25 protein-coding genes and 1 riboswitch are annotated in these 24,963 nt (G+C 47.7%); of the genes, 11 read left to right on the forward strand and 14 right to left on the reverse strand.

Going from position 1 to position 24,963, the window contains the following annotated elements:
* Nucleotides 1-134 precede the first annotated feature (134 nt).
* Nucleotides 135-428, forward strand: a complete 294-nt coding sequence (locus TY10_RS08900) for a DUF2627 domain-containing protein (RefSeq protein WP_042162650.1) — start codon at nt 135-137, stop codon at nt 426-428.
* Nucleotides 429-491: 63 nt separating this feature from the next.
* On the opposite strand, the gene TY10_RS08905 is transcribed toward TY10_RS08900, so the two are convergent.
* Nucleotides 492-2,318, reverse strand: coding sequence for an APC family permease (locus TY10_RS08905; RefSeq protein ID WP_042162689.1), 1,827 nt, complete (start codon nt 2,316-2,318; stop codon nt 492-494).
* 151 nt (nt 2,319-2,469) lie between these two features.
* Nucleotides 2,470-2,642: riboswitch (cyclic di-AMP (ydaO/yuaA leader) on the reverse strand.
* Nucleotides 2,643-2,876: 234 nt separating this feature from the next.
* Nucleotides 2,877-3,731 (reverse strand): alpha/beta fold hydrolase, encoded by an 855-nt coding sequence (locus TY10_RS08910; RefSeq protein WP_042162652.1) that lies wholly within the window; start codon nt 3,729-3,731, stop codon nt 2,877-2,879.
* Between the two features lie 206 nt (nt 3,732-3,937).
* Between TY10_RS08910 and TY10_RS08915 the strand changes: the two genes are divergently transcribed.
* The 7 genes from TY10_RS08915 to TY10_RS08945 all read left to right on the forward strand — a co-directional run bounded on the left by TY10_RS08915 (nt 3,938) and on the right by TY10_RS08945 (nt 8,119).
* Complete coding sequence (locus tag TY10_RS08915) at nt 3,938-4,540, forward strand: nitroreductase family protein (protein WP_042162653.1); 603 nt, start codon at nt 3,938-3,940, stop codon at nt 4,538-4,540.
* Nucleotides 4,541-4,844: 304 nt separating this feature from the next.
* Entirely contained in the window at nt 4,845-5,006 is a 162-nt protein-coding gene (locus TY10_RS29705) for a DUF1328 domain-containing protein (RefSeq protein WP_042162654.1), read from the forward strand.
* A 55-nt stretch (nt 5,007-5,061) separates the two neighbouring features.
* Entirely contained in the window at nt 5,062-5,466 is a 405-nt protein-coding gene (locus TY10_RS08925) for a YflT domain-containing protein (RefSeq protein ID WP_042162655.1), read from the forward strand.
* A gap of 103 nt (nt 5,467-5,569) precedes the next feature.
* On the forward strand, nt 5,570-6,706 hold the full coding sequence (locus TY10_RS08930; RefSeq protein ID WP_042162656.1) for a SpoIIE family protein phosphatase: 1,137 nt from the start codon (nt 5,570-5,572) through the stop codon (nt 6,704-6,706).
* 85 nt (nt 6,707-6,791) lie between these two features.
* The gene (locus TY10_RS08935; RefSeq protein WP_042162657.1) at nt 6,792-7,274 is read left to right on the forward strand and encodes a hypothetical protein; all 483 of its coding nucleotides are present in this window, start codon (nt 6,792-6,794) and stop codon (nt 7,272-7,274) included.
* A gap of 87 nt (nt 7,275-7,361) precedes the next feature.
* Complete coding sequence (locus tag TY10_RS08940; RefSeq protein WP_042162658.1) at nt 7,362-7,694, forward strand: STAS domain-containing protein; 333 nt, start codon at nt 7,362-7,364, stop codon at nt 7,692-7,694.
* Nucleotides 7,691-8,119, forward strand: a complete 429-nt coding sequence (locus TY10_RS08945; protein ID WP_042162659.1) for an ATP-binding protein — start codon at nt 7,691-7,693, stop codon at nt 8,117-8,119. Before TY10_RS08940 ends, TY10_RS08945 begins: the two co-directional genes overlap by 4 nt.
* 70 nt (nt 8,120-8,189) lie before the next feature.
* Here TY10_RS08945 and TY10_RS08950 read toward each other — a convergent pair whose 3' ends face one another.
* Together TY10_RS08950 and TY10_RS08955 are read right to left on the reverse strand one after the other, a co-directional pair.
* A complete protein-coding gene (locus TY10_RS08950; RefSeq protein WP_081735172.1) occupies nt 8,190-9,062 on the reverse strand; it encodes a CheR family methyltransferase in 873 nt (290 codons plus the stop codon).
* Nucleotides 9,059-11,815, reverse strand: coding sequence for an ATP-binding protein (locus TY10_RS08955; RefSeq protein ID WP_042162660.1), 2,757 nt, complete (start codon nt 11,813-11,815; stop codon nt 9,059-9,061). The genes TY10_RS08950 and TY10_RS08955 overlap by 4 nt, the downstream gene beginning before the upstream one ends.
* A gap of 120 nt (nt 11,816-11,935) precedes the next feature.
* Between TY10_RS08955 and TY10_RS08960 the strand changes: the two genes are divergently transcribed.
* The 3 genes from TY10_RS08960 to TY10_RS08970 are packed head-to-tail and all read left to right on the forward strand — an operon-like array spanning nt 11,936 to nt 13,659.
* Nucleotides 11,936-12,400, forward strand: coding sequence for a DUF948 domain-containing protein (locus TY10_RS08960; RefSeq protein WP_042162661.1), 465 nt, complete (start codon nt 11,936-11,938; stop codon nt 12,398-12,400).
* Nucleotides 12,401-12,439: 39 nt separating this feature from the next.
* Nucleotides 12,440-12,883, forward strand: a complete 444-nt coding sequence (rsbW, locus tag TY10_RS08965; protein WP_042162662.1) for an anti-sigma B factor RsbW — start codon at nt 12,440-12,442, stop codon at nt 12,881-12,883.
* Nucleotides 12,880-13,659, forward strand: coding sequence for a sigma-70 family RNA polymerase sigma factor (locus TY10_RS08970; protein WP_042162663.1), 780 nt, complete (start codon nt 12,880-12,882; stop codon nt 13,657-13,659). Before rsbW ends, TY10_RS08970 begins: the two co-directional genes overlap by 4 nt.
* A gap of 153 nt (nt 13,660-13,812) precedes the next feature.
* On the opposite strand, the gene TY10_RS30340 is transcribed toward TY10_RS08970, so the two are convergent.
* The 10 genes from TY10_RS30340 to dxs all read right to left on the reverse strand — a co-directional run bounded on the left by TY10_RS30340 (nt 13,813) and on the right by dxs (nt 24,871).
* Nucleotides 13,813-14,136, reverse strand: coding sequence for a YtxH domain-containing protein (locus TY10_RS30340; RefSeq protein ID WP_042162691.1), 324 nt, complete (start codon nt 14,134-14,136; stop codon nt 13,813-13,815).
* A gap of 382 nt (nt 14,137-14,518) precedes the next feature.
* Nucleotides 14,519-16,303: an ABC1 kinase family protein gene (locus TY10_RS08980; protein WP_238327516.1), complete on the reverse strand. Its 1,785-nt coding sequence runs from the start codon at nt 16,301-16,303 to the stop codon at nt 14,519-14,521.
* The gene (locus tag TY10_RS31415; RefSeq protein WP_238327517.1) at nt 16,278-16,481 is read right to left on the reverse strand and encodes a hypothetical protein; all 204 of its coding nucleotides are present in this window, start codon (nt 16,479-16,481) and stop codon (nt 16,278-16,280) included. The genes TY10_RS08980 and TY10_RS31415 overlap by 26 nt, the downstream gene beginning before the upstream one ends.
* 176 nt (nt 16,482-16,657) lie before the next feature.
* Nucleotides 16,658-17,467 carry a sporulation transcription factor Spo0A gene (gene spo0A, locus TY10_RS08985; protein WP_042162664.1) on the reverse strand — a complete coding sequence of 270 codons (810 nt, stop codon included), beginning with the start codon at nt 17,465-17,467 and terminating at the stop codon, nt 16,658-16,660.
* Nucleotides 17,468-17,738: 271 nt separating this feature from the next.
* Nucleotides 17,739-19,088 (reverse strand): SpoIVB peptidase, encoded by a 1,350-nt coding sequence (spoIVB, locus tag TY10_RS08990; protein ID WP_202903166.1) that lies wholly within the window; start codon nt 19,086-19,088, stop codon nt 17,739-17,741.
* A 123-nt stretch (nt 19,089-19,211) separates the two neighbouring features.
* Nucleotides 19,212-20,930: a DNA repair protein RecN gene (gene recN, locus TY10_RS08995; RefSeq protein ID WP_042162666.1), complete on the reverse strand. Its 1,719-nt coding sequence runs from the start codon at nt 20,928-20,930 to the stop codon at nt 19,212-19,214.
* A gap of 38 nt (nt 20,931-20,968) precedes the next feature.
* Nucleotides 20,969-21,421, reverse strand: a complete 453-nt coding sequence (gene ahrC, locus TY10_RS09000) for a transcriptional regulator AhrC/ArgR (RefSeq protein WP_042162667.1) — start codon at nt 21,419-21,421, stop codon at nt 20,969-20,971.
* Between the two features lie 19 nt (nt 21,422-21,440).
* Nucleotides 21,441-21,899, reverse strand: coding sequence for a hypothetical protein (locus TY10_RS09005; protein ID WP_042162669.1), 459 nt, complete (start codon nt 21,897-21,899; stop codon nt 21,441-21,443).
* Between the two features lie 195 nt (nt 21,900-22,094).
* On the reverse strand, nt 22,095-22,928 hold the full coding sequence (locus TY10_RS09010; protein WP_042162670.1) for a TlyA family RNA methyltransferase: 834 nt from the start codon (nt 22,926-22,928) through the stop codon (nt 22,095-22,097).
* 17 nt (nt 22,929-22,945) lie between these two features.
* Nucleotides 22,946-24,871 (reverse strand): 1-deoxy-D-xylulose-5-phosphate synthase, encoded by a 1,926-nt coding sequence (gene dxs, locus TY10_RS09015; RefSeq protein WP_202903168.1) that lies wholly within the window; start codon nt 24,869-24,871, stop codon nt 22,946-22,948.
* Nucleotides 24,872-24,963: the final 92 nt, after the last annotated feature.

The raw sequence follows: 24,963 nt of genomic DNA on the forward strand, positions 1-24,963 counted from the left end.
TCACTTCACCTATTGTACCTTTTTTCATAGCTATTTTCATCCCTATTTGCTCTAGCCCCTCATCCGAAATAGACAGCCACCTGTGAAAAAGGTATCATAATGCTATTACATAGTCACAAGGAGAATAGCGTTTCATGAAATTGGTTGCTGCCCGTTTGATCGCCGTCCTATTTCTTGTCATCCCAGGCTTGCTTGCCTGCTTTGGCTTTCTTCGGATGAAAAATGATTTGTTTCATTACTTTTCCGAATTCGGCAATGATGCCGTCGTCCCCAGCTTTCAATGGCTTAGCTTCCTGCTCGGACTCGTCATGTTCATCGCCGGAGTCGGCTTTATCGGCGGCTGGATTTTTTTCCGCGACCGCAAGCGCAACTATGTGGCAACCCGCTTCAAGGAGAAGCGGCCGCGCCCGCCGAAGCCGCAAGCTTAAGGCTCATATTCACGTCATAAAAAACGGATCGCAGACGATGCTGCGGTCCGTTTTTTCATGGTCTTATTTCTTTAAATGATACGGAACTGTCGTAACGATAACATCCCGCCTGAACAGCAAGTGCGCCCGCAGCAGAAAGCTGGATTGGTTGTGTAGAATGTTATGCCACGCCTTCTTAGGAATGAACTGCGGAATAATGACAGTGACCTGATAGTTCGCTTCTCCCGCTTTGCGCTGTACCGTATCGATAAATTTAGTCAGCGGCTCGATCAGGCTCCGGTAAGGCGAATGCAGCGTAACGAGCCTCACATCCGGCTGCCATTTGCTCCATTTTTCCTCGAAGATCGCTTCCTCCTCCCGCTCAAACGGAATGTGGACAGCAATAATTTGATGCGCAGACAGCGATTTTGCATAATTCAAAGAATTTTCGACGACATGTGTAATTCCTGCCACAGGCACGATGATGACATTGCCTTCAATCGGAATGGCAGGCTCGCAGGTCGTTATCCGCAGCTGATCGGCGACAGCCTCATAATGCTTTCTAATCCGGAAGAAGAACCAGAGGATGAGCGGCAGAAACACCAGAATTGGCCAGACCTGACCGAACTTCGTAAGAAAAAACATCAGGCTGACGAGCAAGCTGATTAACGCCCCGGCCGTATTAATAATGAACTTGGGCAGCCAGCCGGCTGGTTTTTCCCGCAGCCATTTCACCATCATTCCCGTTTGCGACAGCGTGAATGGAATAAACACGCCCACTGCGTACAAAGGAATTAGCTGATCCGTACGTCCTTCAAATGCCAGAATAAGCAGAATCGAGAGCAATCCCAGACTGATGATGCCATTAGAATAACCTAAGCGGTCCCCTCTAATCGTGAACATCCGCGGAATAAATTTATCTTTCGCCAAGTTAACTGCCAGCAGCGGAAAAGCCGAATAGCCGGTGTTGGCCGCAAGAATTAGAATTAAAGCCGTCGTTCCTTGGATGAAATAATACATAAAGTGACGTCCGAATACCTGCTCAGCAATATCCGATACGACAGTTACTTCCACCCGCGGGGTGATGCCGTAATAATAGGCCAGAAACACAATGCCGGAGAGCAGGACCGCCAGCAGTGACCCCATGGCGATGAGCGTTTTGGCTGCATTATTCGGCGACGGATGTTTGAAATTCGGAATCGCATTCGATATCGCTTCGACGCCGGTCAAAGCCGAGCTTCCGGAAGCAAATGCTTTTAAGATAAGGAATAATCCAATCCCGGCAACTGGTGTTCCAATTGCAGTATGCAGCTCTGGCGACACTTGACCTGTTACAATCTTAAAGAGGCCAACGCCAATCAAGATCAGCAGTGCGAAGACGAACAAATATACGGGATAGGCTAATATAGATGCGGATTCCGTTACGCCCCTCAAGTTAAGCGTCGTAATGAACAAGACGAACAGAATAGCAATGGGCACATTGTAAGGGTGCAGGCTTGGAAAAGCCGACGTGACCGCATCTGTACCCGCGGATACACTAACGGCCACAGTCAATATATAGTCGACCAGCAGCGAGCCGCCGGCCACAAGCCCGGAGAACATCCCGAGATTATTCTTGGATACAACATAAGCGCCGCCGCCATGCGGATATGCGAATATAATTTGCCTATAAGACAGTATAAGAGCCAGGAGCAGCACCAGCACGCCAATGGCTATCGGAATCGAGTACCAAAAGGCAGCAGCCCCCACCGTCAACAATACGATCAAAATTTGCTCCGGTCCGTAAGCGACAGATGACAGCGCGTCCGAAGATAAAATAGCGAGCGCTTTAGTTTTGTTCAGCTTTTGCTCGCCCAATTGTGTTGATTTTAAAGGTCTTCCGATTAGAAATCGTTTAAGGGAAGATAGCACTTCATTCACCGCCGAATAGTTTAGTTTTTTTTTATAATTCCCTCTACCTGTACGAACAATCCAGACTGCGCCATCCCCCATTCGAACGTATCCCTTTTTTTGCATACAAAAAACACAGGCAGGGAGCCTGTGTTTTTCACACCGGTTCACAACCCTCTCTCATTCAACGCTGACGAAGTTAGCTGACGGATTCGGACGGCGAGAGTCGCCCTACCCCATGCTGGTAAGCATAGAGATTCACCCCGTATGGCACGGCTTTTAAGTGAAGCCGCGTCATGATTGGTTCCCCCGTTTTCCTTGACGGAAATTTAGCGATAAGAATTGAACCCTATTCGGTTGATTATGTTGATTACGGACTAATATTACGCCTGCCGCCAACTAATGTAAAACCTGCTTTGCTTCGTTTTTCGTTCAATTCGGATTAGAAAACATACGGAAAAGCGCTTACATGCCAATGCTGCGCTCCAAAGCTTTAATTATTGCGATTTCTCGCTGGCTATGAACAAGCGCCGCTAAGTTCGGGATACTTCATTCTCCCGAGCCCGGCGGCGCTGGCGATTATTTTGTCCGAACCGTCTCCTTCTCATTAAGCGTTTTCAAATAGTTTGCGATTACTCGTGACAACTGGTCAGGCGCCTCTACGAGACTCATATGCGCAACGCCTTCGAACGTATTCTCCGAAATATGCGGGTAATCGTATGTCGACTTATAGGCACCAAGCTCCGTTAGTGAAAATGTGGCGATCGGCGAAATTACATCATCCTTGGCGCCCGCCACTAGCAGAATCGGGAAACTGGCTTTCGACAGCACCTTGCTTCGATCCGGGCGCTGCATCATCCCTTCAAGCGTATGAATAGCTCCTTCCGGCGCCATCTGCTGGCCCGCCAATATGAACTGCTCCACATCCTCCTGCTTTTCGTCGCGCTTGGATTCCAGAAACAGTTTCGGAATAAGCTCGCTGACATAAGCAGCAATTCCGCGTTCCCGAATGGTGTCGATATCCTCCAGCCGCTTCTGCTTCATCGTTTCCGAATCCGGCAGCGCCGTCGAGTGAATGAGACCGAATCCCGCAAGCCGGTGTGGATATTGATCTGCAAAGGCCAACGTGACATATCCGCCTAGTGAATGGCCGAACAGAGAAGCTTTATGCACGCCAAGCTTGTCCATCAGGCATAGTACATCGTCAGCCATCAGTTCCATTGTATAGGCGCCTTCCGGAGCTGCCGTTTCACCATGACCGCGAAGCTGCGGCATAATAATGCGATAGTTATCACTTAACAGGGGACAAACTTTATGCCAATAACGAGAAGAACCGCAGAAGCCGTGCAGTAAAATGACCGTTTTTTTGTTGCCGCTGCCGCACTCTTCATAGACCATATCGATGCCGTTAACATGTACCGTATGTTTTTCCATCGATGAACACCATCCTTCTCTAGTTTGGTTATGCAATTGTACACTCTCTTAAACGAATCGCATTATATTGAAACAGCGCCTTTCAAGTTTTTACTATAATATGAAGGAGCTGAACAACAAGGAGAGCGAGCAGCAATCTTGTTTTATTAAAATCGAAATGATAGAATATAATCGAAACAATTCCCATTGGAAAGGTGTGTCTTAAAATGACTCATATTGTAGAACAAGTATCAACAGCTGTACAGTCTTACCGCAACGCAGAGCATGGAGTATCTTCCTTGTTCCTCAATCGCTGGTCGCCGCGCGCCTTTGACAGCCGCAAAGTAGCGGACGAGGATTTAAATGCGATTTTGGAAGCCGCACACTGGGCACCTTCCTCTTATAATGATCAGCCTTGGAGATTTGTAGTGGCGAAGACTGACGAGCAGCTCGCTGTATTCCATCAGTTCTTGGGCGAGTTTAACCAGATCTGGGCTACGAAAGCACCCGTGCTCGTTCTTGTTGCTTCCGATACGAAACGTGAGAATGGAGATCCCAATGGCGCGCATGCCTTTGATGCAGGAACAGCATGGGGATATTTGGCGCTGGAAGCGACTCTTAAGGGACTTGCTGCGCATGCGATTGGCGGATTTGACCGTCAGCAAGCGAAAGCAGCTTTGAATTTGCCAGAGCAGTTCGAGCTTCATGCCGTCATTGCAATTGGCTACCAAGGCGATAAGAGCAGCCTGCCTGCTCCCATTCAAGAAAGAGAAGTACCGAGCGGCCGGAAAGCGCTGAGCGAAGTCGTTATCGAAGGTTCATACAAATAAATCTAGGTCAGCTTCGTTCCGTTTGCTTGACGTACCCCCGGGTACGCCTTCACAAACGCGCCTTGTATGGAACGAAAATTCGGCAAAATTTGCTGCCCTCAGAGTTCTCAGACACACCCTAATATCATTACGATGTAACAACAAGCTAAAAGGGTCTTCATCCAGAAACGGATGGAGACCCTTTTATATTTTACGATTCAAAGAAAAATAGTTTCAACCCGTTCCTCAATGGTTAATACAAAGCAAGCAACAATACAACGCATCATCGTGCAGCACAACTTAAACAGAAAGAAAGGTGGTTCCAATGTTGGGATGGGCATTATTATTTTTCATCTTCGCAATCGTCGCAGGCATATTCGGTTTTCTCGGCATAGCTTCTGCCCTGGCGGGAATAGCCAAGATCTTGTTCATCGTCTTCATCGTTCTTTTCATTGCATCGCTTATTCTGGGCAGACGACGAGTTTGACGGCAATTACAATAACAGGTTGTTAACTAATTAAATCATATGAGGAGGAATTACAATGACAACTCAAACAACGACTCAAACGAAGGTACACACGGTGAAAAGCATTGTCGAGGTTCAAGAGCAGGTCTACCGCTTCCAGCGGGAGGGCTACGCAAAAGAAAACATATTCGTATTGACCCACGATAAAGACCGGACAGCTCGCATCGCTGACAATACGGACGCAGAGAAAATCGGCGTTTCCGCAGAAGGCTTGGGAACGGCAATCGCCAACATTTTCCGCTCCCACGGCGACGAGCTTCGAGCCAAGATGAGATCGCTTGGTATCTCCAAGCAGTATGCAGAGCATCTCGAGTCGGAAATGGACCGTGATAAAATATTGGTCATCGCCTGGGGCGGACGGGAATATATCGGGGATGAATTTGACCCTGCAGTCTACTATTATCCGCATTATATGATCTAGTCCCCCTTCAATTCCATTACGGAGCAAAGACCTATCCTCCAAGGGTAGGTCTTTGTACTATGATATAGTAAGAAGACAGATTCCAATTCAAAGGGGCCTTTCTATGAGCATCATAATCGTAGACGATAATGCCACTAATCAGCTCATTATAAAAACGATATTAAACAAAGCTGGTTATTCGCAGCTAAAAACCGCTTCTTCCGCTCACGAGCTTTACGAAATGCTGGGGATCCATTCCGCCGTAATGAGAGAGCCCGATGTCGAATTATTACTAATGGATATGATGATGCCGGACATCGACGGACTGGAAGCATGCCGGGTCATTCAGAAGGACGTGCGTTATAAGGATGTGCCGATCATCTTCGTCACTGCCGTTGGCGACTCCAACAAAATGGCCGAGGCTTTGGATGCTGGCGCGAGCGATTATGTCATGAAGCCGATCAATCGGATGGAGCTGCTGGCCCGTATTCGTTCGGCGCTGCGGCTGAAGAAAGAAATTGATTGGCATAAAGAGCGGGACAAACGGATGAAATATAAGCTGGAGCTGGCCAAGCAGGTTCAGCTTAGCGTGTTAAGCAAACCGATTGATGACGAGAACGTCTCGATCTATGCCGCCTATCAGCCCTCATCGGAGCTCGCCGGCGATTTCTACGCCTGGTATCGCATCGATAAGCATCGATATGGCGTTATCTTGCTAGACATGATGGGACATGGCATCTCCTCATCTCTTGTCTGTATGTATATTTCCTCCGTGCTGCGGGACACGATTACACGTATTTCCGATATGGAGCAGGTCATGCTGGAGTTGAACCGTTATATGAATCAGCTTCATTTGAAGGATGAACTGATTAATTATTATTTTACGGCAATCTATCTGGTACTGGATACGGAGCGCAAAACGATGGAGTACGTCAATGCCGGACATCCGACCGGCGTCGCCTTTGTCGACGGAGAAACGGTCCTGCTGGAACAAAGCTGCGGGGCAATCGGTTTGTTTGACAGCCTGAAGGTTGAAAAACGAGACCTCCGTTATGAGGATGAAGTTGCTATTACGCTCTATACGGACGGCTTAACGGATTCGATCGACAACGGCAAGGAAATTCCGATCGAACGAATCGTCAAGCAATTTGCCGACGGACGGTATACGGAACCGCATGAACTGGTAAGAGCAATCGTTCCCGAACCTTGTAACGGTATTCAAAAGGATGATATTTGCCTCGTTAGGCTGCAAACCAAATAAATTGATTTCGTAATCATTGTTTCAAACCGGGCAGAACGGGTTAAGTAGTTAACAGCAACCCATTACGCTGCGGGAGGAATTGCATATGAAGAATATCATTCTGATTGGTTGTCTGTTAGGCGCGCTTGTCAGCCAAATACCGGCATCCGCTTCCATGCCCCCTTTGCAGGCAAGTAAGGGAGACTCATACCCGCTTCATTCCGTAAACGGACTTACATTGGACGATGATCCTGCCGCTGTGGCAGACAAGCTCGGCAAGCCGCAAAACGTTGTGCAGGATGAATGGCTGGCGGAGCTGCAAATTTATGAATATACAGACATGGACATTGCATTCCGTGACGGATGGCTTGATTATGTCGAGATTTCCGGAGGCGCAGATGTGCTCCAGATAGACGGCAATGAATTGCCGGCAACGGAGGCTGCCATCAGGGAAGCGCTTGGCCAGCCGGACTTTATCGCGGAGGATGGCATCGTCTTTCAACGGGGTGAAGCGCTGCTTAAGCTTTTTATTGACCCGCATACGGGTAAGCTGCAATCGATTGCCTATTATCATATCGCTTCTGTGTAGCGAGTCAGCTGCAATGCTGCCTTGCGCTTGTGCATCTTGCAATCGTTTTGGTATGATTTATTAAACTATGAGACCGGAGTGAAATGAATGAGAGTCGAACCGTTTCAGATTGAACAACAAGAAACAACGAATGCTTATTTATTATCGTTAATCGGAGAATTGGACTTATCCGTCGTTCCCCAATTGAGAGCGGTGCTGGAACCGGTCGTCCATCAGACAGATCGCGAGCTCATCCTGAACTTAAAGGATTTAACGTATATCGACAGTACCGGCATCGGCATTATCGTATCCGTCCTGAAAATCCGTGACGGCTTGAAAGCCCCCTTCTCCGTGCAAAATATTCCGCCTTCGATTAAGCGGCTGTTTGATCTAACCGGCATTTCCGCCTATTTGACGGAAGGGACCGAGAATAAGGCATGAGTGAAATTCGGCTGCAAATCCCTGCTCACGCAGATTATATCGATATTGTCCGTGTTTGCCTTTATGGCTTGGCCTCCAAGCTGCGGTTTTCTTACGAAGCCATCGAAGATATGAAGGTCGCCGTATCAGAGGCATGCAATAACGCAGTGCTTCATGGTGCCCAGCCTAATAGCATCATTTCAATCGCCTTCCAGTCTGACGAGACCTCTTTGACCATAAGAATTAGCAACGAAGGCCCTCCTTTTGTTTATTCAGACGCCATTAATGGAGCATCACCGATTCAAGCTGCTGAAGTCGGCGATCTGCGTGTTGGCGGATTAGGGCTTTATCTCATGCAAGCGCTGATGGACGAAGTGGACGTCATTGCGATTGACCACGGAACGGAAGTTGTGCTGACCAAATATTTGGACGCACCTTCCTCATGAACACGTACAGTTAAAAGAGGGTGACCCTCGAGCTATAGGCTCTAGTGTCACCCTCTTATTAATTTTCCGCTCATCGTTTACGGAATATCCGTTCGGCCGGAGCGAGCTCCTCATAGCTTGGCTTATAGGCGGCTAGCATGGATTCCATGCTTCCTAATCCGAGAATGCCGCCTTCTGCCAGACTCTCATAGAACAACTGATGGACGCGGTGCTGCAGTGTAGCATCGAAATAAATAAGCACATTGCGGCAAAGAATGACATGAAATTCATTGAACGTACTGTCTGTAGCCAGATTATGCTGAGCAAATACGATATGATCGGCAAGCTCCGGATGAAAGATCGCGTACTCTTTGTCCGTCGTGTAATAAGAAGAAAACTCCTTCACTCCGCCTGCCTGCAAATAGTTTTTCGTAAAAGACTGCATGCGCTTGAGCGGAAATTTCCCCAGCTTCGCTTTCTGTATCGCCTGTTCATTCATATCAGTCGCATAAAGCTTCGTCCGGTGAAGCAGTCCCTCTTCCAACAGCAAAATAGCCATCGAATACACTTCTTCACCGGTCGAGCAGCCTGCATGCCATATCCGGATTTCAGATTTATTGCGCAAGAGCGGAACACCCCGCTCTCGAAACAGCCGAAAAAAATGAGGATCACGGTACATCTCGGTTACTTTAATCGAAAAATCATTGGCCAGCAGATGAAAATAGTCGGGCTCATGCAGCACTTTATCCAGTAGAGCCGTTATCGAGGGCAAATTGTCGAGATTGACCCGGCTCCGCACTCTTCTGTGGATCGAGGAGCGCAAATAGTGGCGGAAATCATAGCCGTAAGCGAGATAAATGCCCTCCAGCAGCAGCTGAATTTCGATTTCCTCCAAGTGATGCTGCTGACTCTCCTCGTCTTCCTCGAGTTCCGGGCCTGCTTCTGTGAAATCAGAATCACTCATTTGCCCACCTGCTTCGTCAGCCATACTCTCATTAGAGAGAATAGCTGCTCCATCTGGATTGGCTTGCTAATATAATCCGAAGCTCCCGCCTCCAGACATTTTTCCCGGTCGCTCTTCATCGCTTTCGCCGTCAGTGCGATGATCGGCAGCTCTTGCAGAAGCGACTGCTTGCGAATTTCCCGCATCGTCTCGAAGCCGTCCATAAGAGGCATCATGATGTCCATAAGCACCAGATCAAAATCTTTGTCCTGCTCCAAAATGTCCATGCAGCGTTTGCCGTTACCCGCTACCGTCACTTCGATGTTTTGCTGCTCCAGCGCGCTCGACAACGCGTATACATTTCTTGCATCGTCCTCTACAAGCAGTACCCTTTTCCCGCTGAAAATCGATCTTTCCCCTTCTTCCGTCTCCAACGGATTCAGATCTGCTTGGAGAGATTCCTCATGTTCATGGGTACGGGCATAATCGGCTGCTATCGCCGCTTCCTGGCTGGCACTCACCATTTCCGTGACAGCATCGCGGTTCATCCGTGGCAAATAAAGCGTAAAGGTGCTGCCTTTGCCAAGCTCGCTCTCCAGCTGTATGCTGCCGCCCAATAGCTTAGCAAACTCATTACAAATGGACAGCCCCAGTCCTGTACCGCCATACTGGCGATTTGTCTCGCCGTCCACCTGCTGGAACGCTTCGAATATAAGCTGCTGCTTGTCGGCAGGAATGCCTATGCCCGTATCCGTTACTGAAATAGCCAGCCATGCATCGCCGTCCTGCCCCTTCCGCAGTTGGCCCGCCTTAATAAGATCAGCCAACGCAAGCTTCAGCTCTACAGAGCCGCTTTCGGTAAATTTGAATGCATTGGACAATAAATTATTCAGTATCTGCTGCAGCCTTTGCCCGTCTGTCTGCCATAGATTTGGAAGTCCAGGCTCGGCATGAACGGTGAACGCCAAGCCTTTCTGAGCAGCAATGGGATCAAATACCGGCTTTAACAGCTCCGGTATTTCTGTCAAATTCACTTCGTCTACGGTCAGGATCACCTTGCCTGCCTCGATTTTCGACAAATCCAAAATATCGTCAATCAGCTTTAGCAAATCCTGACCGGAAGTATGGATAACGCTGGCGTAGCCTGCTTCATCTTCGCTTAAATGAGCGTGCTCATTCTCAGAAAGCAGCTGCGACAGGATCAATATGCTGTTCAACGGTGTTCGCAGCTCATGCGACATGTTCGCCAAAAAGTTCGTTTTGTACTGGCTGCTTTGCTTTAATTTCTCCGAGTAAATTTCCAGATCCCGCTTCGCCTTCTCCAGCTCTTTCGTCTTCTGCTCGGCGAACAGATTCTGCTCCTCCAGATGCTCGGTCGTCATCTTCATTTCTTCCTGCTGCATTTGGAGCTCCTCCGACTGCGTCTGCAGCTCCTCGGTCTGTGCCTGAAGCTCTTCCGTGAGCACTTGGGACTCGCTTAACAGCCTTTCGACCTCCATCCGGCCCGCCACATTGTTGACGGCAATACCGAAATCCTTCTCGATTTCCTCCAGCAGCTTCAAATGCTGTGTGGTGAACGGCTCGATCGAAGCAAATTCGATAACAGCCTCCACCTTATCTTCAAATTCAATTGGAACGATCAGAATACTTTGCGGCTTAATTGTGCCTAGCCCTGAAGTAATGACCGCTGAATGGTTCTCAGGCTGGTTAAGCAGGAAAACACGTTTCTCCAGCGCACATTGCCCAACGAGGCCTTCTCCCATCCGAAAGCTGTCTATGCCCTTCTCGTCGCCATAACTGGCGTAGGAGGCGGTTTTTACCAGCAGCTGCTGGCTGCCAGATCCTTTCCACAAATAAAATATACCGTAAGAGGCATTAACCATCGGGGCTACTCTCGTTAGAAAAGATTCCGCCAGCGTCGTCAGGTCATTAATGCCCTGATTCATTGTGGCTACTTCCGCCACCTTGGTCTGAATCCAGCTTTGCGACTCCAGACTTGCCAGCAAGCGATTGGTTGCTTCGCCAAGCTCCATAATTTCATCCCTGGTATTCACCTTAATGCGAGCGTTTAAATCTCCGCCTGCCGACGCAATTTCGGTAATCGTTCGAGCTACCTGTTTAATCGTTCTAACAATCGATCCGGAGACGAATGCAACGATCATAAAAGCGATGATTGTAACGATAATAAGCATGATATAAATGCCTATTGTCAACAATTGATTGCGGTTCTCCAACGCAACGATATGCAGCTTCGTCGATTGAATCTGTTTGCTTCTTAACGATTCGAACTGGCTTCTCAGCTGATCGATATACGTTTTTCCGACATCCTCCTGAAAATAAGCGACGATATCATTCGTCCGGTTTTGCTTTTTCATCGTAATGGTAGGTTCGGCAGCCGTGTTGATCCAGTTCACGATCGTCAGCTTAATCTCTTCCAGATCCCGCTGTCTGGCAGGATCATTGGCCAGAAATGCATAGAGACTGTTGTAATTGGCCTCCCATTGGGATTTCCCTTTATTGTAGGGCGACAGATAGGCTTCATCCCCTGTAAGGATATAACCGCGCTGCCCGGATTCCATGCTTATGGCGTCATATTGAATCGAAGCTATGAAATTATGAATGTCGATATCACGGCTCGTTATCGTCTCCACTTCATTCTGCAAGGCGGAGATACGGTCGGTTACGACGACGATAGCTACTCCGAGACAACAAATGATCAGGAAATATCCGATTGCAATTTTGGTGCGGATATTGAACTTCATATTCCGAAACATAGATTCTCCTTCGTGGTCCAGACTTGTCCTTCCAGTATACCATCAACTGCCTCCTAATTCTTGCTGTTTCAAAACCTTCCCCTGCGGGTAACTAATGAAAAAAGAGGAAGTGATGCACAAATGGATCTGTTCATTCAAATTTGCGTTGCCGTTATCGCCGTCGCCTTCATCATCCTCATGTACTCTGTTATCCAGACTATGAAAGTGTTGAAAGCGACACTGGACGAAGTGCGGATGACCGTAGGTCAACTGAGAACGGATGTCTCCCAAATTACAGTAGACGTGAAAGAGATGATTCATAATACAAATGCGATGACGCTGGACGTTCGCGGTAAATTAAGCGCATTAGATGTCGTATTTACTACAGTGAACGATATCGGACAGGCTCTTCACAGCTTCACAGGCGTCGTCAAGCAATCGGCAGCCAGCGTCGTCTCATCGATTAAAGCAGAGGACCGCCCGGCAGCACCGGCAGTATTGGAATCCAGCAGAGATCGTCAGGACTCCTCTCATCATATCGCTAGTGCCGTTATCGATGGTGTCTCCTCCTCGTTGCGAATCTGGAATAAAATCAAAAAAATATAAGCTATAATAGGAATCAGGAATAGAGAGGGTAGAAAACGAATGATAAAACCATGGATAAGTTTGACGATTCCGGCTCAGGCCGAATATATCGATATGGTCCGATTGGCTCTTTTTGGCTTTGCAAACAAAGCAGGCTTCTCCTATGAAGATATCGAAGATATGAAAGTGGCCGTAACCGAAGCCTGCAACAATGCTGTCCTTCATGCCTATGAGGACGGACAAACCGGTGTGATTGAAATTGTATTTGAGTATATAGAAGATAGGATTCATATTCGGATAAAAGATGCGGGAGAAAGCTTTTCATACAATCCAGCGGTGAATAAAGCGGCTTCTCTGCATAACAGGCCATTAAGCGAAGCGAGTGCCGGAGGGCTCGGCATCTACTTGATGCATGCATTAATGGACCAAGTAGAAGTTCGAACCGAGTTAGGCACCGAGGTGATTCTCACTAAGCGGCTCGCAAGGAAAGAGGAGATGGCATGAATTCGGATGCATCCTGCCTGAATCAGCAGCAAACGCTGGAAATGATGAATCAATATAGAGAGTTTAATTGCAATGACGCAGCCACTGCGCTGTTAGCCCACTATGAGTCCATTGTGAAAATCGCGGCGGCCAAAATGTCGCGGAACCGGCCCGATCTGTACGAGGATCTCTACCAAGTCGGCCAACTGTCGATGCTTCGTCTATTTAAGCAATTCGACCGTTCCAAAGAAATTCCGTTCGAAGGCTATGCGATGAAAAGCATCATCGGCCATCTCAAAAACTACTTGCGCGATAAATCCTGGTACATCCAGGTGCCAAGGCGAATTAAAGAAAAAGGCCTTCTCATTCAGAAGGCCATCGACCAGTTAACGACCGAGCTTGAACGATCGCCTAAAATCGATGAAATCGCTCGCCGCTTGGAGCTCTCCGAGGAGGAGACGATCGAGATTTTGTCCTCGCGTGAATCCTATCATTACGTCTCGCTGGATACGCCGCTGTCCAGTGAAGCCGATAGCGCTACGATCGGCGATGTTATCGGTGATCAGCAGGATGATTATGGCCTCGTAGAGAAACGGCTTGATCTGGAGGAAGCTCTCGCCCACTTGAAGGAAGAGGAGCGGACGGTTCTTGTTCTGGCCTATCAGCATGGGCAATCGCAGCGTGACATTGCAGACCAGCTAGGTGTCTCCCAAATGAGCGTGTCACGCTTCCAGAAGCGCGCGCTGGAGAAGCTCAAGCATCTGCTCCAGGATCGAACGGGAATTGGGGATGGCTGAAGCCATCCTATATGACTCCATTATGATGAGTATGATAAGGTAAGCCTCCTGCCCGACTTAGGCAGGGGGCTATTTCCTGTTTATTATTCACCCTGCAATCGGCACCAAAAAACCGGAGGCGCTTTCCCTCCGGTTTGCCTGCTATTAATAAAGTTAGTTGGCCGATGATTTAAGCTGTTCCTTGATTTCATCTGTGCTCGAAGCCAGAGAATCTTTAATGTTCTGATTCGATTCCTTCGCATGATCGGCGAGTCCGGTAACCTCTTCCTTCACATCCGCGACAAGCTCCTTCGTTTTACTGCCAACTGTTGAGGCCAGCTCCTGCGTTTTGCTGCTGAGTGTTTGAACCTTGTTCGAAATATCCTCCCGCAGCTCTGCTCCCGATTTGGGGGCTAACAGCAGTCCTGCTGCCGCGCCTACCGCAGTTCCGATCAGTGTACCGAGTAAAATTCCGTTGCCTGTGTTTTCCTTTGGCATGTGATATCTCTCCTTTTTCGTCAACTTGATCTGATCATTGATCATAAGGTCCATAACCTCTTGATTGATATTAACCCGATAAGGCCAATTTGAAACAAAAAAACGAAAAAAACCGGGACAGCATGTCCCGGTCTCCATATGCTTACTAGTATGAGCTGCGCGAAGCACAACATGTAAAAGTGCATTTTGATGAGCCCATAATAACCCGAAATCACGATCAAAATGAAAAAATACATTTGAAACCATTCGTACCGACTTATCGAAGCCGTTTTAGGGCAATCAGCCTGCACATTTGCATTTTGAAGCAATAAATCGTCAATAATCCGGCTTTCATCATGCAGTTTTACATTTTGATAGAGCTCAGGATGGCTGACTCGATCCCTTACTCCTTAATTTGCTTCAAATTGCGTACCGCATGGATCGCAACCCGGATGAGTAAAATCGCACTTATTAATATACCGGCATAACCGAACATCGTCACGATTTGGATGTCACTTCCGAAAGAGAGACCGCTCAAACTTAACAACCCGATGGAGATGCCCCCAATTGCAGTACCGACGAACGCAAGCAAAGCTTGCGAAATCCATTTGGTTACGAAGGATGTATTCGCCCTGTCGGAGAAAAAGCCGACCTTTACAGACATATCGCCTTTCTCCAGCATCGATCCAAGATGATCGAGCCTTCTCGGCAGGCGCCGGATAACAGGCAGCAGCTCCAGCAGTTCATTTGCCGCCGTCTTTTTCAAATCTGAGGCATCACCAACTGTAATAAATTCCGTTGGATGTTCGCGCGCGAAACGATGTGATTCCTCCATCAAACTAAATGAAGGGCTCAACTGCAGCATCGTACCCTCCAATGTAATCAACGAGCGGAACGCACCCGCCACATTGGGATAGAACGTTAGTCCAAATTCCCTGATCATGCGAAATAATCCTTGAATGAACGCATCTGTGCTTCCAGCCGTATTGTAAGCCGTCTGAACCAACAATTGGCTGAGCGCTTGCTCCATGCCTGCTTCATCCAGTTCTGCCTTCGGCTCAACCAATTGCATCAATGCATCCATGATAACGTAAGGATTACGCTGCTCGAATCCGATGAGCAATCTCTTGAGCCCCTCAAGCTGCAGCGTTCCCAGCCTTCCGACTGAACCAAAATCCAAAAGGGCAGGTGTTCCGTCTTTCAAAATATAGACATTTCCGGGATGAGGATCAGCGTGGAAGATACCTTTGAAAAAAATTTGCTCCAACATGCAATCGAAAATCCGGCGCCCGACCTCCTGCCGATCAATACCTCGTTTATCTAAAATAGCTGCACTGCTCTTAACGCTTACACCTTCCAAGTATTCAATGACGAGAATTTTTGCATTGCTAAGATCTCGATATACATGAGGTATTTTTACCTTTGAACGGTTATTCTCTAAAGACGCTGCAACTTGTGCGGAATTTCTGGCCTCAATGCGAAAATCTGTCTCTTCCTTCATCGCTGCGGAGAAGCCTTTCGCTAAATCAAGAAAACCTATATTTCTAGCCCAAGCGGATTTCCTTGACGTCCAGGCTGCGAAGCGTACTAAAATATCTAAATCAAGCTGAAGCTTAGCAGAAATATCAGGACGAAGCAGCTTAACGACGACTTGTTTCCCTCCTTCACGCAGCGTAGCCCGATGGACTTGTCCAATAGAAGCAGCGGCGAGCGGCTCCATTTCAAAATGCTCGAAAATCTCGTCTTGTGGCCTACTAAGCTCGTTAGCCAATATTTCCTTTACTTGATCTTGCGATAAGCGGGCGACGTTTTCTTGCAAATGTGACAGCTCTTCAATGATTGCTTGAGGCAACAGATCTGAGCGGGTCGACAGCACCTGTCCGAATTTGATAAAAAATCCGCCGCAGCTCTCTAACGTCTTACGAAATGAAACAGCAAGCTTTAAATCAGAAGCGGGTGTCCGTTTAACTGCCAGGTTTTTGCCTACGCCATGCCTGATTGCAATTAACAGCACTTGAATATACCGGCGCTGCCGCCGAAACCAAGCGAATACTCTTCGAACTGGATTTCTCGTATCCGATAGACGCTCGCCCCGTTCGCCAAGCGGAATAGGGTCAAATATTTCAAACAATAGATAGGAAATCAATGAGAAGACAGCCATACTAAGCAGCCATAACCAGGCCTTCAATCCCAAAGGTATCGGTGTTTTCGCGCCCACGCAAATACAGATACCAATATACTGTAGAGGTTACGATAACGCTGAAAAACGAGGCCATTACTTGCTTCTTGAAACTGATATTCGTCCCGATCAAGCGCCCAATAATGAATATCATAATTACAGCGAGCAGCAGATACTGAAAATACATGGGTTCACTCCTAGTTAAAAGACCTCCACCCATTATACATTATTTTGGTAATCTGCACTTGGACGGATGACACCCTATCTATCATGAAAAAAATACCGTCTATGTATTGGTTTTTATTTAAACCAATGCATAGACGGTATTTGCTATCAAAACTAAGTCTATTACTCCTTACCCTTTCAAGAAACCTTATGCTCGATCCGCAGCTTGTCAGCAACCATCGCGATGAATTCGCTGTTGGTTGGCTTCGACTTGCTGATATTGATCGTATAGCCAAACAGGTGGCTGATGCTGTCGATATTGCCGCGTGTCCAAGCAACTTCTATCGCATGGCGGATGGCACGTTCAACACGGGAAGGCGTCGTTTTGAATTTCTCTGCGATTGCCGGATAAAGCGTTTTGGTAATGGCGCCGAGAATTTCGATGTTGTTGTACACCATCGTAATGGCTTCGCGTAAATATTGATATCCTTTAATATGTGCAGGAACTCCGATTTCATGAATGATGCTCGTAATGTTCGCGTCAAGATTTTTGCCTTTAGCGAGCGGTACGACATTCGATTTGATCGTTGTCGAGCTGGAGCCGTAGGAAGCCGTCGAAAAAGCGGAGTTGCCGACGAGCTGACGAATCCGGTTAGCCAAGATCTCCATGTCAAAAGGCTTCAAAATATAATATGAAGCACCAAGCTGCACCGCTTTTTGCGTAATATTTTCTTGACCAAATGCCGTTAACATAATAATTTTAGGCATTGGCGACAAATTCATTTCCTTCAAACGTTCCAGAACACCGAGTCCATCCAAATGAGGCATGATAATATCGAGAATAAGCACATCCGGAATCTTGCCCGTCTCTTCAAGGTGAGCCAAAACTTCTTCTCCGTTGTACGCGACTCCGCATACGCTCATATCATTTTGTTCTGATATGTACTCCGATAACAGGTTAGTGAACTCACGGTTGTCATCTGCCAACAATACTTCGATCTTGTGCAAGGTCTGGTCCTCCCTTAAATGGTTAGATTAAAAATCACGATTACCTTCCCCTAGTTGTCTTGCTTTAAGGTTTCGACATGCTAAATCAAATTCCTTCTGTCGAAAATTATTTCTCTTTATTTTTTTACTGTTTTTCGTTATAATAAATAATTTATTACATTTATTGATTTCGTTCGTATAATTTCGACACCTTTAGCGTACGATTGTCGTTTTGTCCCTCCAAAAGAAAACCGCCGATAGCTGTAATTTAAGCCATCAGCGGTCATCTATGTTATGCGGCCGTGCCGGTCGCAGAAGGTTTATTTTCGGTTTTAGGTTCATTGGATTTCATCAATACTCCTGCATCTTGCAGCATCCATTCGATAAAGCATCCATAACCGGAAGACGGATCATTTACGAATACATGAGTAACTGCACCGACCAATTTTCCATTCTGGATAATCGGACTGCCGGACATGCCTTGGACAATGCCCCCCGTTTTATCAAGCAAGCGTTTATCCGTAATTTTAATGACCATGCCTTTAGTGGCAGGAGCAGGTTGTTTCGTTACGTGCGATATTTCGATATCGAATCGCTCCACACGCTGCCCGTTCACGACAGTTAATATTTGGGCAGGCCCTTCTTTTACCTCTTCGGCAAAACTGACTGGAATTGATTTGTCACTGTAGCTGTGATTCGGATTCTCATGCATTTTACCAAAAATGCCAAACGGCGTATTTCGTTCAATGTTGCCTAACACCTTACTGTCTTTAACGAAGTTAGCCCGTTTCTCCCCTGGATCGCCATTTTGGCTCTTGTTAATGGATGAAACGTTGGATTGCAAAATCTGTCCTTCACCAACCTCGATCGGCGTCTGGGTGTCCATATCGGTAATGACATGGCCTAATGCTCCATATACGCCTTGTTCAGGGGCGTAGAACGTCAATGTACCTACACCTGCTGCAGAGTCGCGAATATAGAGGCCAAGCCTCCAGTTATGCTCTTGAGCATCCATAACCGGGTTCAGCTGCGTCTCGGCATATGTGCCGTTTCGTTTGTAAGTAATTGCTAACGGCCGATGCGCATTACCGGCTTGCTCCACCAAATCAGCAATTTTACGTACTTCGTTAATCGGTTTACCATCGATCTTAACAATCAGATCGCCTAATCGCAATCCGGCTTCTTCCCCTGGCGATTTCTTCGCGCCATTAGCAGATGAAACTTGATGATGACCTACAACTAAAATGCCAGCTGATTTGACTTTAACACCAATTGTTTGACCGCCTGGAATGACCCTTAAATCGGGCATCACGTTTACTTTGACGGTTTTGAATGGGATTTTACCAAATAATTTCACTTTCATGCTTGTTGTACCGCTGTGATGCGGCTGAAGCGACAACGGTTCATTCAGGTTCACGGACAGTGATTGATTTTTTGATCCGTTAACTTGAAGCATATGTGGGTCCACCGTTACTTCGGCATGTACGGGTACTCCATATTGTAGTCGTTTCAATTGGCCGGAGAATAAACGGAGTTCATTCGGAAATGCGGCAAAATGCTGAAACGGTGCGGAGAGCCCGACCATGCAGACGAAGAAGACGAGAACCAGGCCAAACCATCTCTTCCTTGGGCTGGAGTTCAATGATTTCACGCTCCCTGTTATTCCATCGCATGACGAGAAAGGTATTGTCGCCATTGGCGTACCTTTAAGTTACCCTGCACCGTTTGTTTTATGACCGCAAAAACATTCCCTGAATGCCTTCCATTAGGCTCCTTTCTGTCGACTCGCCAAATCAAGCATTTCTTGTGCATGATGCCGTGTTTTTTCCGTAACTTCCACACCGCCAAGCATGCGGGCGAGTTCCTCAATTCGAGTATTCAAATTAAGCATAGCTACAGAAGTACAAGTTCTTTGTCCCACAACCTGCTTGCTTATTTCATAATGATGATCTGCCATGCAAGCAACTTGCGGCAAGTGCGTAATCGAGAAAATTTGGCATCGGGAAGACAGCTGCGACATTTTCTCTGCGATTGCTTGTGCTGCACGACCGCTAACCCCGGTATCAACTTCATCAAATATAAGAACAGGAATTTGATCGATTTCAGCAAATATGGATTTCAGCGCCAGCATTATACGCGACATTTCGCCGCCGGAAGCAATCTTGCTAAGCGGCTTCAGCGGTTCACCCGGATTTGTGGATAGCATAAATACGGCTTCGTCCATGCCGTTGCTGTTCAACTGTACGTACTCCGACAAGTTATTCGTATTATTCCCGCCGATTCTTTCCATATGTACGCAGAAAATCGTATTGTTCATTTGCAGCTGCTTTAGCTCGCTTTCAATTGATTCGGAAAGCCGTTTGGAGGCATGTGCCCGAAGCTGCGAAAGCTCCGTCGCATGCTCCAGTGCACGTTCATACAACACCTGCTGCTCCTTGCGCAGCTTTTCTAAATATTCGTCGCGGTTTTCAATCTTATCGCGCTCCAGCGATGTCTTCTCCAAATAGGCAAGAATATCGGGAATGGATTCCCCGTATTTGCGCTTCAAGCTATGGATGAGATCCAGACGATCGTCAATCACAGCAAGCTGCTCTGGGTCCGAATCAATACCATCGCGATAATCACGTAATTGGAATGCAGCATCCTCCGCTTGGTAAAAGGCAGACTGCAGTTGTTCGAGAAGCGGTGCAATACGGCTCGGGTCATAGGCTTGAATGTCCGTAAGCTTCGTTATCGCCTTGCTCAGCGCATCCAGCCCTTTACCCCCATGAAGCAAATTGTAAGCCTCAGATACGCTATCCATCCGCTTGCCGGCATATTGAAGCTTGCGCTTTTCTTCTGTCAAGCGCTCATCCTCGCCGGGCTTTAAGCTGGCATTTGTAATTTCTTCGATTTGAAACCGGTACAAATCAAGCATCTGCACATTATGCCGTGTCGTTTCCTCCAGCTCGCGAAGATCCGCTTTCGCTCTCATCAGTTGCTGGTACACTTGACGATAAGATTGTTTGCGCTCAATCAGCAAATCTCCTGCAAACATGTCGAGCCATTCCATATGCTGCTCTGTACGAAGCAGTGATTGGTGCTCGTGCTGGCCGTGAATATTAACGAGACACTCGCCGATCTCGCGAAGCATGGTCATGGTAACAAGCTGCCCATTTACCCGGCTGCTGCTCTTCCCGTGCGACGAAAGTTCCCTTCTGACCACGAGCATCTCATCTGGAGACGCATGTACGCCTAAACGCTCCAGCACGCGCCATACCGGATGGTTGCGATTCAAGTCAAACATCGCCTCCATCTCCGCTTTGTCGCAGCCGTATCTGACCATATCTGCGGAGCCTCGTCCCCCAACGATTAAACTAAGCGCGTCGATTATTATAGATTTCCCCGCTCCAGTCTCTCCTGTCAACACATGAAATCCATGGTGAAACGAAACGTTTACTTCTTCAATAACCGCTAAATTCCGAATGGACATCTCACGCAGCATGGTTCAAATACCTCCTAAGCATCTTGTGCAAATTTAAATTAATTCAACAAATCCAGAAGCTTCTCCACGAGCTCATTGCTCGTCTCTTTGTTCCGGCAAATAATAAGGATGGTGTCATCACCGCAAATCGTTCCCATTACCTCGGCCCATTCCATATTGTCGATTAGGGCGCCAATCGCATTCGCTGTGCCAGGCAAGCACTTCATGACGACCAGATTGTCTGTAAAGTCGATATGAACAAAATGGTCAAGCAGTGCCCGCTTCAGCTTATTAATCGGATTATGGCGCTGCTGATCCTGCGGCAAAGCATATCTGTATTTACCGTCTCCAGCCGGAGTCTTAATGAGCATAAGCTCCTTCATATCCCGCGACACTGTCGCTTGCGTCACTTGCAGTCCGGTTTCCCTCAATGCTTCAACCAGTTCCTCTTGCGTTTCAATAATTTGACTCGAAATTAATTCTTTGATTCGATATTGTCGAATGCCCTTCATAACATTCCTCCGTTATTATCTATTCTCCCACTTGAAAGTGGATCGTTCGTATCGCTTTCTCCTTCACATCCACGAATAGGACACCCGCACATTCCGGCAATAGCAGCGAGTAGACCAGCAGTCTATCCCTTACGCCGCTGCCTGTCCAATCCATGGGCATGCGTTCACGCGCTGTCTTTACTATATACATTGTGCCGTCAAGTTCGGCAATATAATCGATATACAATCGGCTGCCCAGCGGCTGGCCATCCAGCTCGATGCCGATCGGCACCCGATGCTTTCCGGATATCACTTCATAGCCCGCCTGCTCCAAAAATGCAATATTCTCATCGTTTGCTTCTAATTTTCCGCCTTTGCCGAGCGTCAAGCGATTAACAGCCAAAGGCGTATGCAGCCATCGGTAAAATGATCGGTACAGCCAAATCACAAGCAGCAAGCCAGCGACAAGCATAACGAACCATTCTCCGAACTTTCCCATATGCATCCCCCCATCTCATTCGAAACCATCCTAAAAAGGTTCGATACAGAGGGGACAAAATCCTGTTTTCCGATCTCCACGCATAAAGCGAACGCGTGTTTGGTGACCTTAGTTTATCAAACGAACACCCGTTCTGTAAAGTCCAAAACGCAAAAAAAAAGAGTCTGTGCCATCTAAGCAACAAGACTCTACTGTTTATTTTTTCTTAACGGTAAACGTCTCGCTTGCGCCTTCTACGACAGCCAAGATCTGATTCTCATCCGGCAGCGTTGCAAGCGGCTGATTCGCCCAGCTCCAATAAGCAAGAAATTCAATGTTGCCCTCCCCGCCAGTTATCGGAGAAAAGGTCAAATCCTTGAGCTCAAAGCCAATCTCCGCGGCGGCGGCCAATACGCCCCGGAGCACCTGAGCATGAACTTTAGGCTCGCGAACGACGCCGGACTTTCCGACTTGCTCCCTGCCTGCTTCAAACTGCGGTTTGATGAGGGCAACGACACTGGAGCCTTCCGACAACAGGGTGCCCAGCGCCGGTAAAATTAGCTTTAATGAAATAAATGAAACATCAATTGATGCAAATGTAGGCGGCGGGCCATCCAGATCAGCAGATGTAATATAACGGAAATTAGTCCGTTCCATCACCTTCACACGCTCATCCTGGCGCAGAGCCCAATCCAGCTGATTATAGCCTACATCAATCGCATAGACGAATGAAGCTCCATTTTGCAGTGCACAATCGGTAAAACCTCCAGTTGAAGCACCAATATCCAGCATAACGCGGTCCTTCAGCTCGATTCCGAACGATTTAATCGCCTTCTCCAGCTTCAAGCCTCCGCGACTGACATAAGGATGTATGGCGCCCTTCACCCGGATTTCCGCCGTTCGAGCAATTTTCGTTCCGCTCTTATCGACGGGCTCGTCATCAACCAGCACCAATCCGGCCATAAGCGCGGCTTTTGCCTTCTCACGGCTAGGATAAAAACCCCGTTCCACGAGAAGAACATCTATTCTTTCTTTGGGTGTTGTCGTCATCGTTCTCCTCTAACTTGCTAGTGCTGGCTCGAAGCGCGTTTTTGTCGGCTCGGCAGCATATTTTTCAATTCAGCAGCAACACGGTCAGCAGTTAAACCAACCTCTGTCTGCTGCTCTTTAATAGAGCCATGCTCAATGAACTCGTCAGGAATACCGATAATGCGAACCGGTACGCCGTAAAATCCTCGAAGCGAATAAAACTCAAGTACGGAGCTGCCGAAGCCGCCAAGCTCCGAGCCTTCCTCCAGTACAACAATTGGTTTTCCTTCTTCTTCAAGCCCCAGCAGCAGTTGCTCATCCAGCGGCTTAATAAATCTGGCGTTAATGATTCTGACGTTTAAACCTTCCCGCTTCAAAAGCTCCGCCGTATCATGAGCTAATTGCAGCATCGGCCCAATAGCCAATATGACCGCCGAATCGCCTTCTCTTACCGTTTCCCATTTCCCGATCGGCAAAGGCAGAAGTTCTTCGTCCATTTGTACACCCAGACCATTAATCCGCGGATAACGGATTGCGACAGGACCATCATTATAATCTAGTGCGGTCTTCATCATTCTGCGCAGCTCATTCTCATCCTTAGGCATCATAATGATGAGATTCGGGACATGGCGCAGGAAAGCGATATCGTAAACACCGTGATGCGTCTCGCCGTCCGGTCCGACAAACCCTGCCCGGTCAATCGCGAATACGACATTGGCATTCTGCCGGCAAATATCATGTACAACCTGATCATAAGCGCGCTGCAGGAAAGTGGAATATACCGCATAAACCGGCTTTAATCCTTCCATTGCAAGTGCTGCCGACAGTGTAGCAGCATGCTGCTCAGCAATGCCGACATCAATCATTCGCTCTGGAAAACGATCGGCAAACTTCAGCAGGCCTGAGCCGCCTGGCATAGCAGGTGTTATCGCAACAACTCGTTCGTCTTTTTCCGCGAGCTCAATCAGCGTGCTGCCGAATACTTCTGTATACATCGGCGGCCCAACAGCTTTGAGCATTTGACCGGATTCGATTTTGTAGGAGGTAGCCCCATGCCATTTGAAGGAATCCGCTTCTGCTGGAGAGTACCCTTTTCCTTTAACCGTAATAACGTGAACGAGCACTGGCCCTTCGATTGAATCCGCTTGCTTCATTAGTTCAAGCAGCTGATCCATGTCATGACCATCAACCGGACCCAGATAAGTCAGGCCGAATTGCTCGAATAAAATGCCGCTGACCAGCAAATACTTCAAGCTGTCTTTGAAGCGCTCCGCGGTTTTAGCCAGCTTGCCGCCAATAGCCGGTATTTTATTCAGAAAATGCTGCAATTCATCCTTTGCCTTCTGATAATGCCGGTCTGTACGGATTTTGCTCAAGTAATGATGCAAAGCGCCAACATTTGGCGCAATCGACATTTCATTGTCATTGAGCACAACGATTAAATTTTTCTTCTCGTCCCCAATATGGTTGAGCGCCTCTAGCGCCATACCGCCTGTTAGAGCGCCATCGCCGATCACGGCTACAACCCGGTTGGTCTCGCCCTTCAAGTCTCTGGCAAGCGCCATCCCCATCGCAGCAGACAAAGAGGTGCTGCTATGGCCGGCTTCCCATACGTCATGCTCGCTTTCCGAGCGTTTGACGAAACCGCTTAACCCTTTATATTTGCGCAGTGTATCAAACCGGTCCATTCGGCCGGTCAATATTTTGTGAACATACGATTGGTGGCCCACATCGAAAATAAACTTATCCTTCGGGCTGTCAAACAAATAATGGAGCACAAGCGTAAGCTCCACTACACCCAGGTTAGGAGCGAGATGACCGCCCGTAACAGAAAGCTTCTCGATTAGAAACTGGCGAATTTCTTCAGCCAGCTGCTGGAGCTCCTGGGTGGTGAGACCTTTCAAATCCTGAGGTCCGTTAATGTGGTCAAGCAGCACGTTACTTCCTCGCTTTCTGAAATGCATCATGCATTCCATTGTCCAAAGACGTCGAATAATGCAACAATTATAACATATTGCTTATTCTTTTCCCAATCGACGCTTCGGGAATGTGTCAT

Origin of the sequence: Paenibacillus gorillae (assembly GCF_000513275.1) — a bacterium.
Classification (GTDB): domain Bacteria; phylum Bacillota; class Bacilli; order Paenibacillales; family Paenibacillaceae; genus Pristimantibacillus; species Pristimantibacillus gorillae.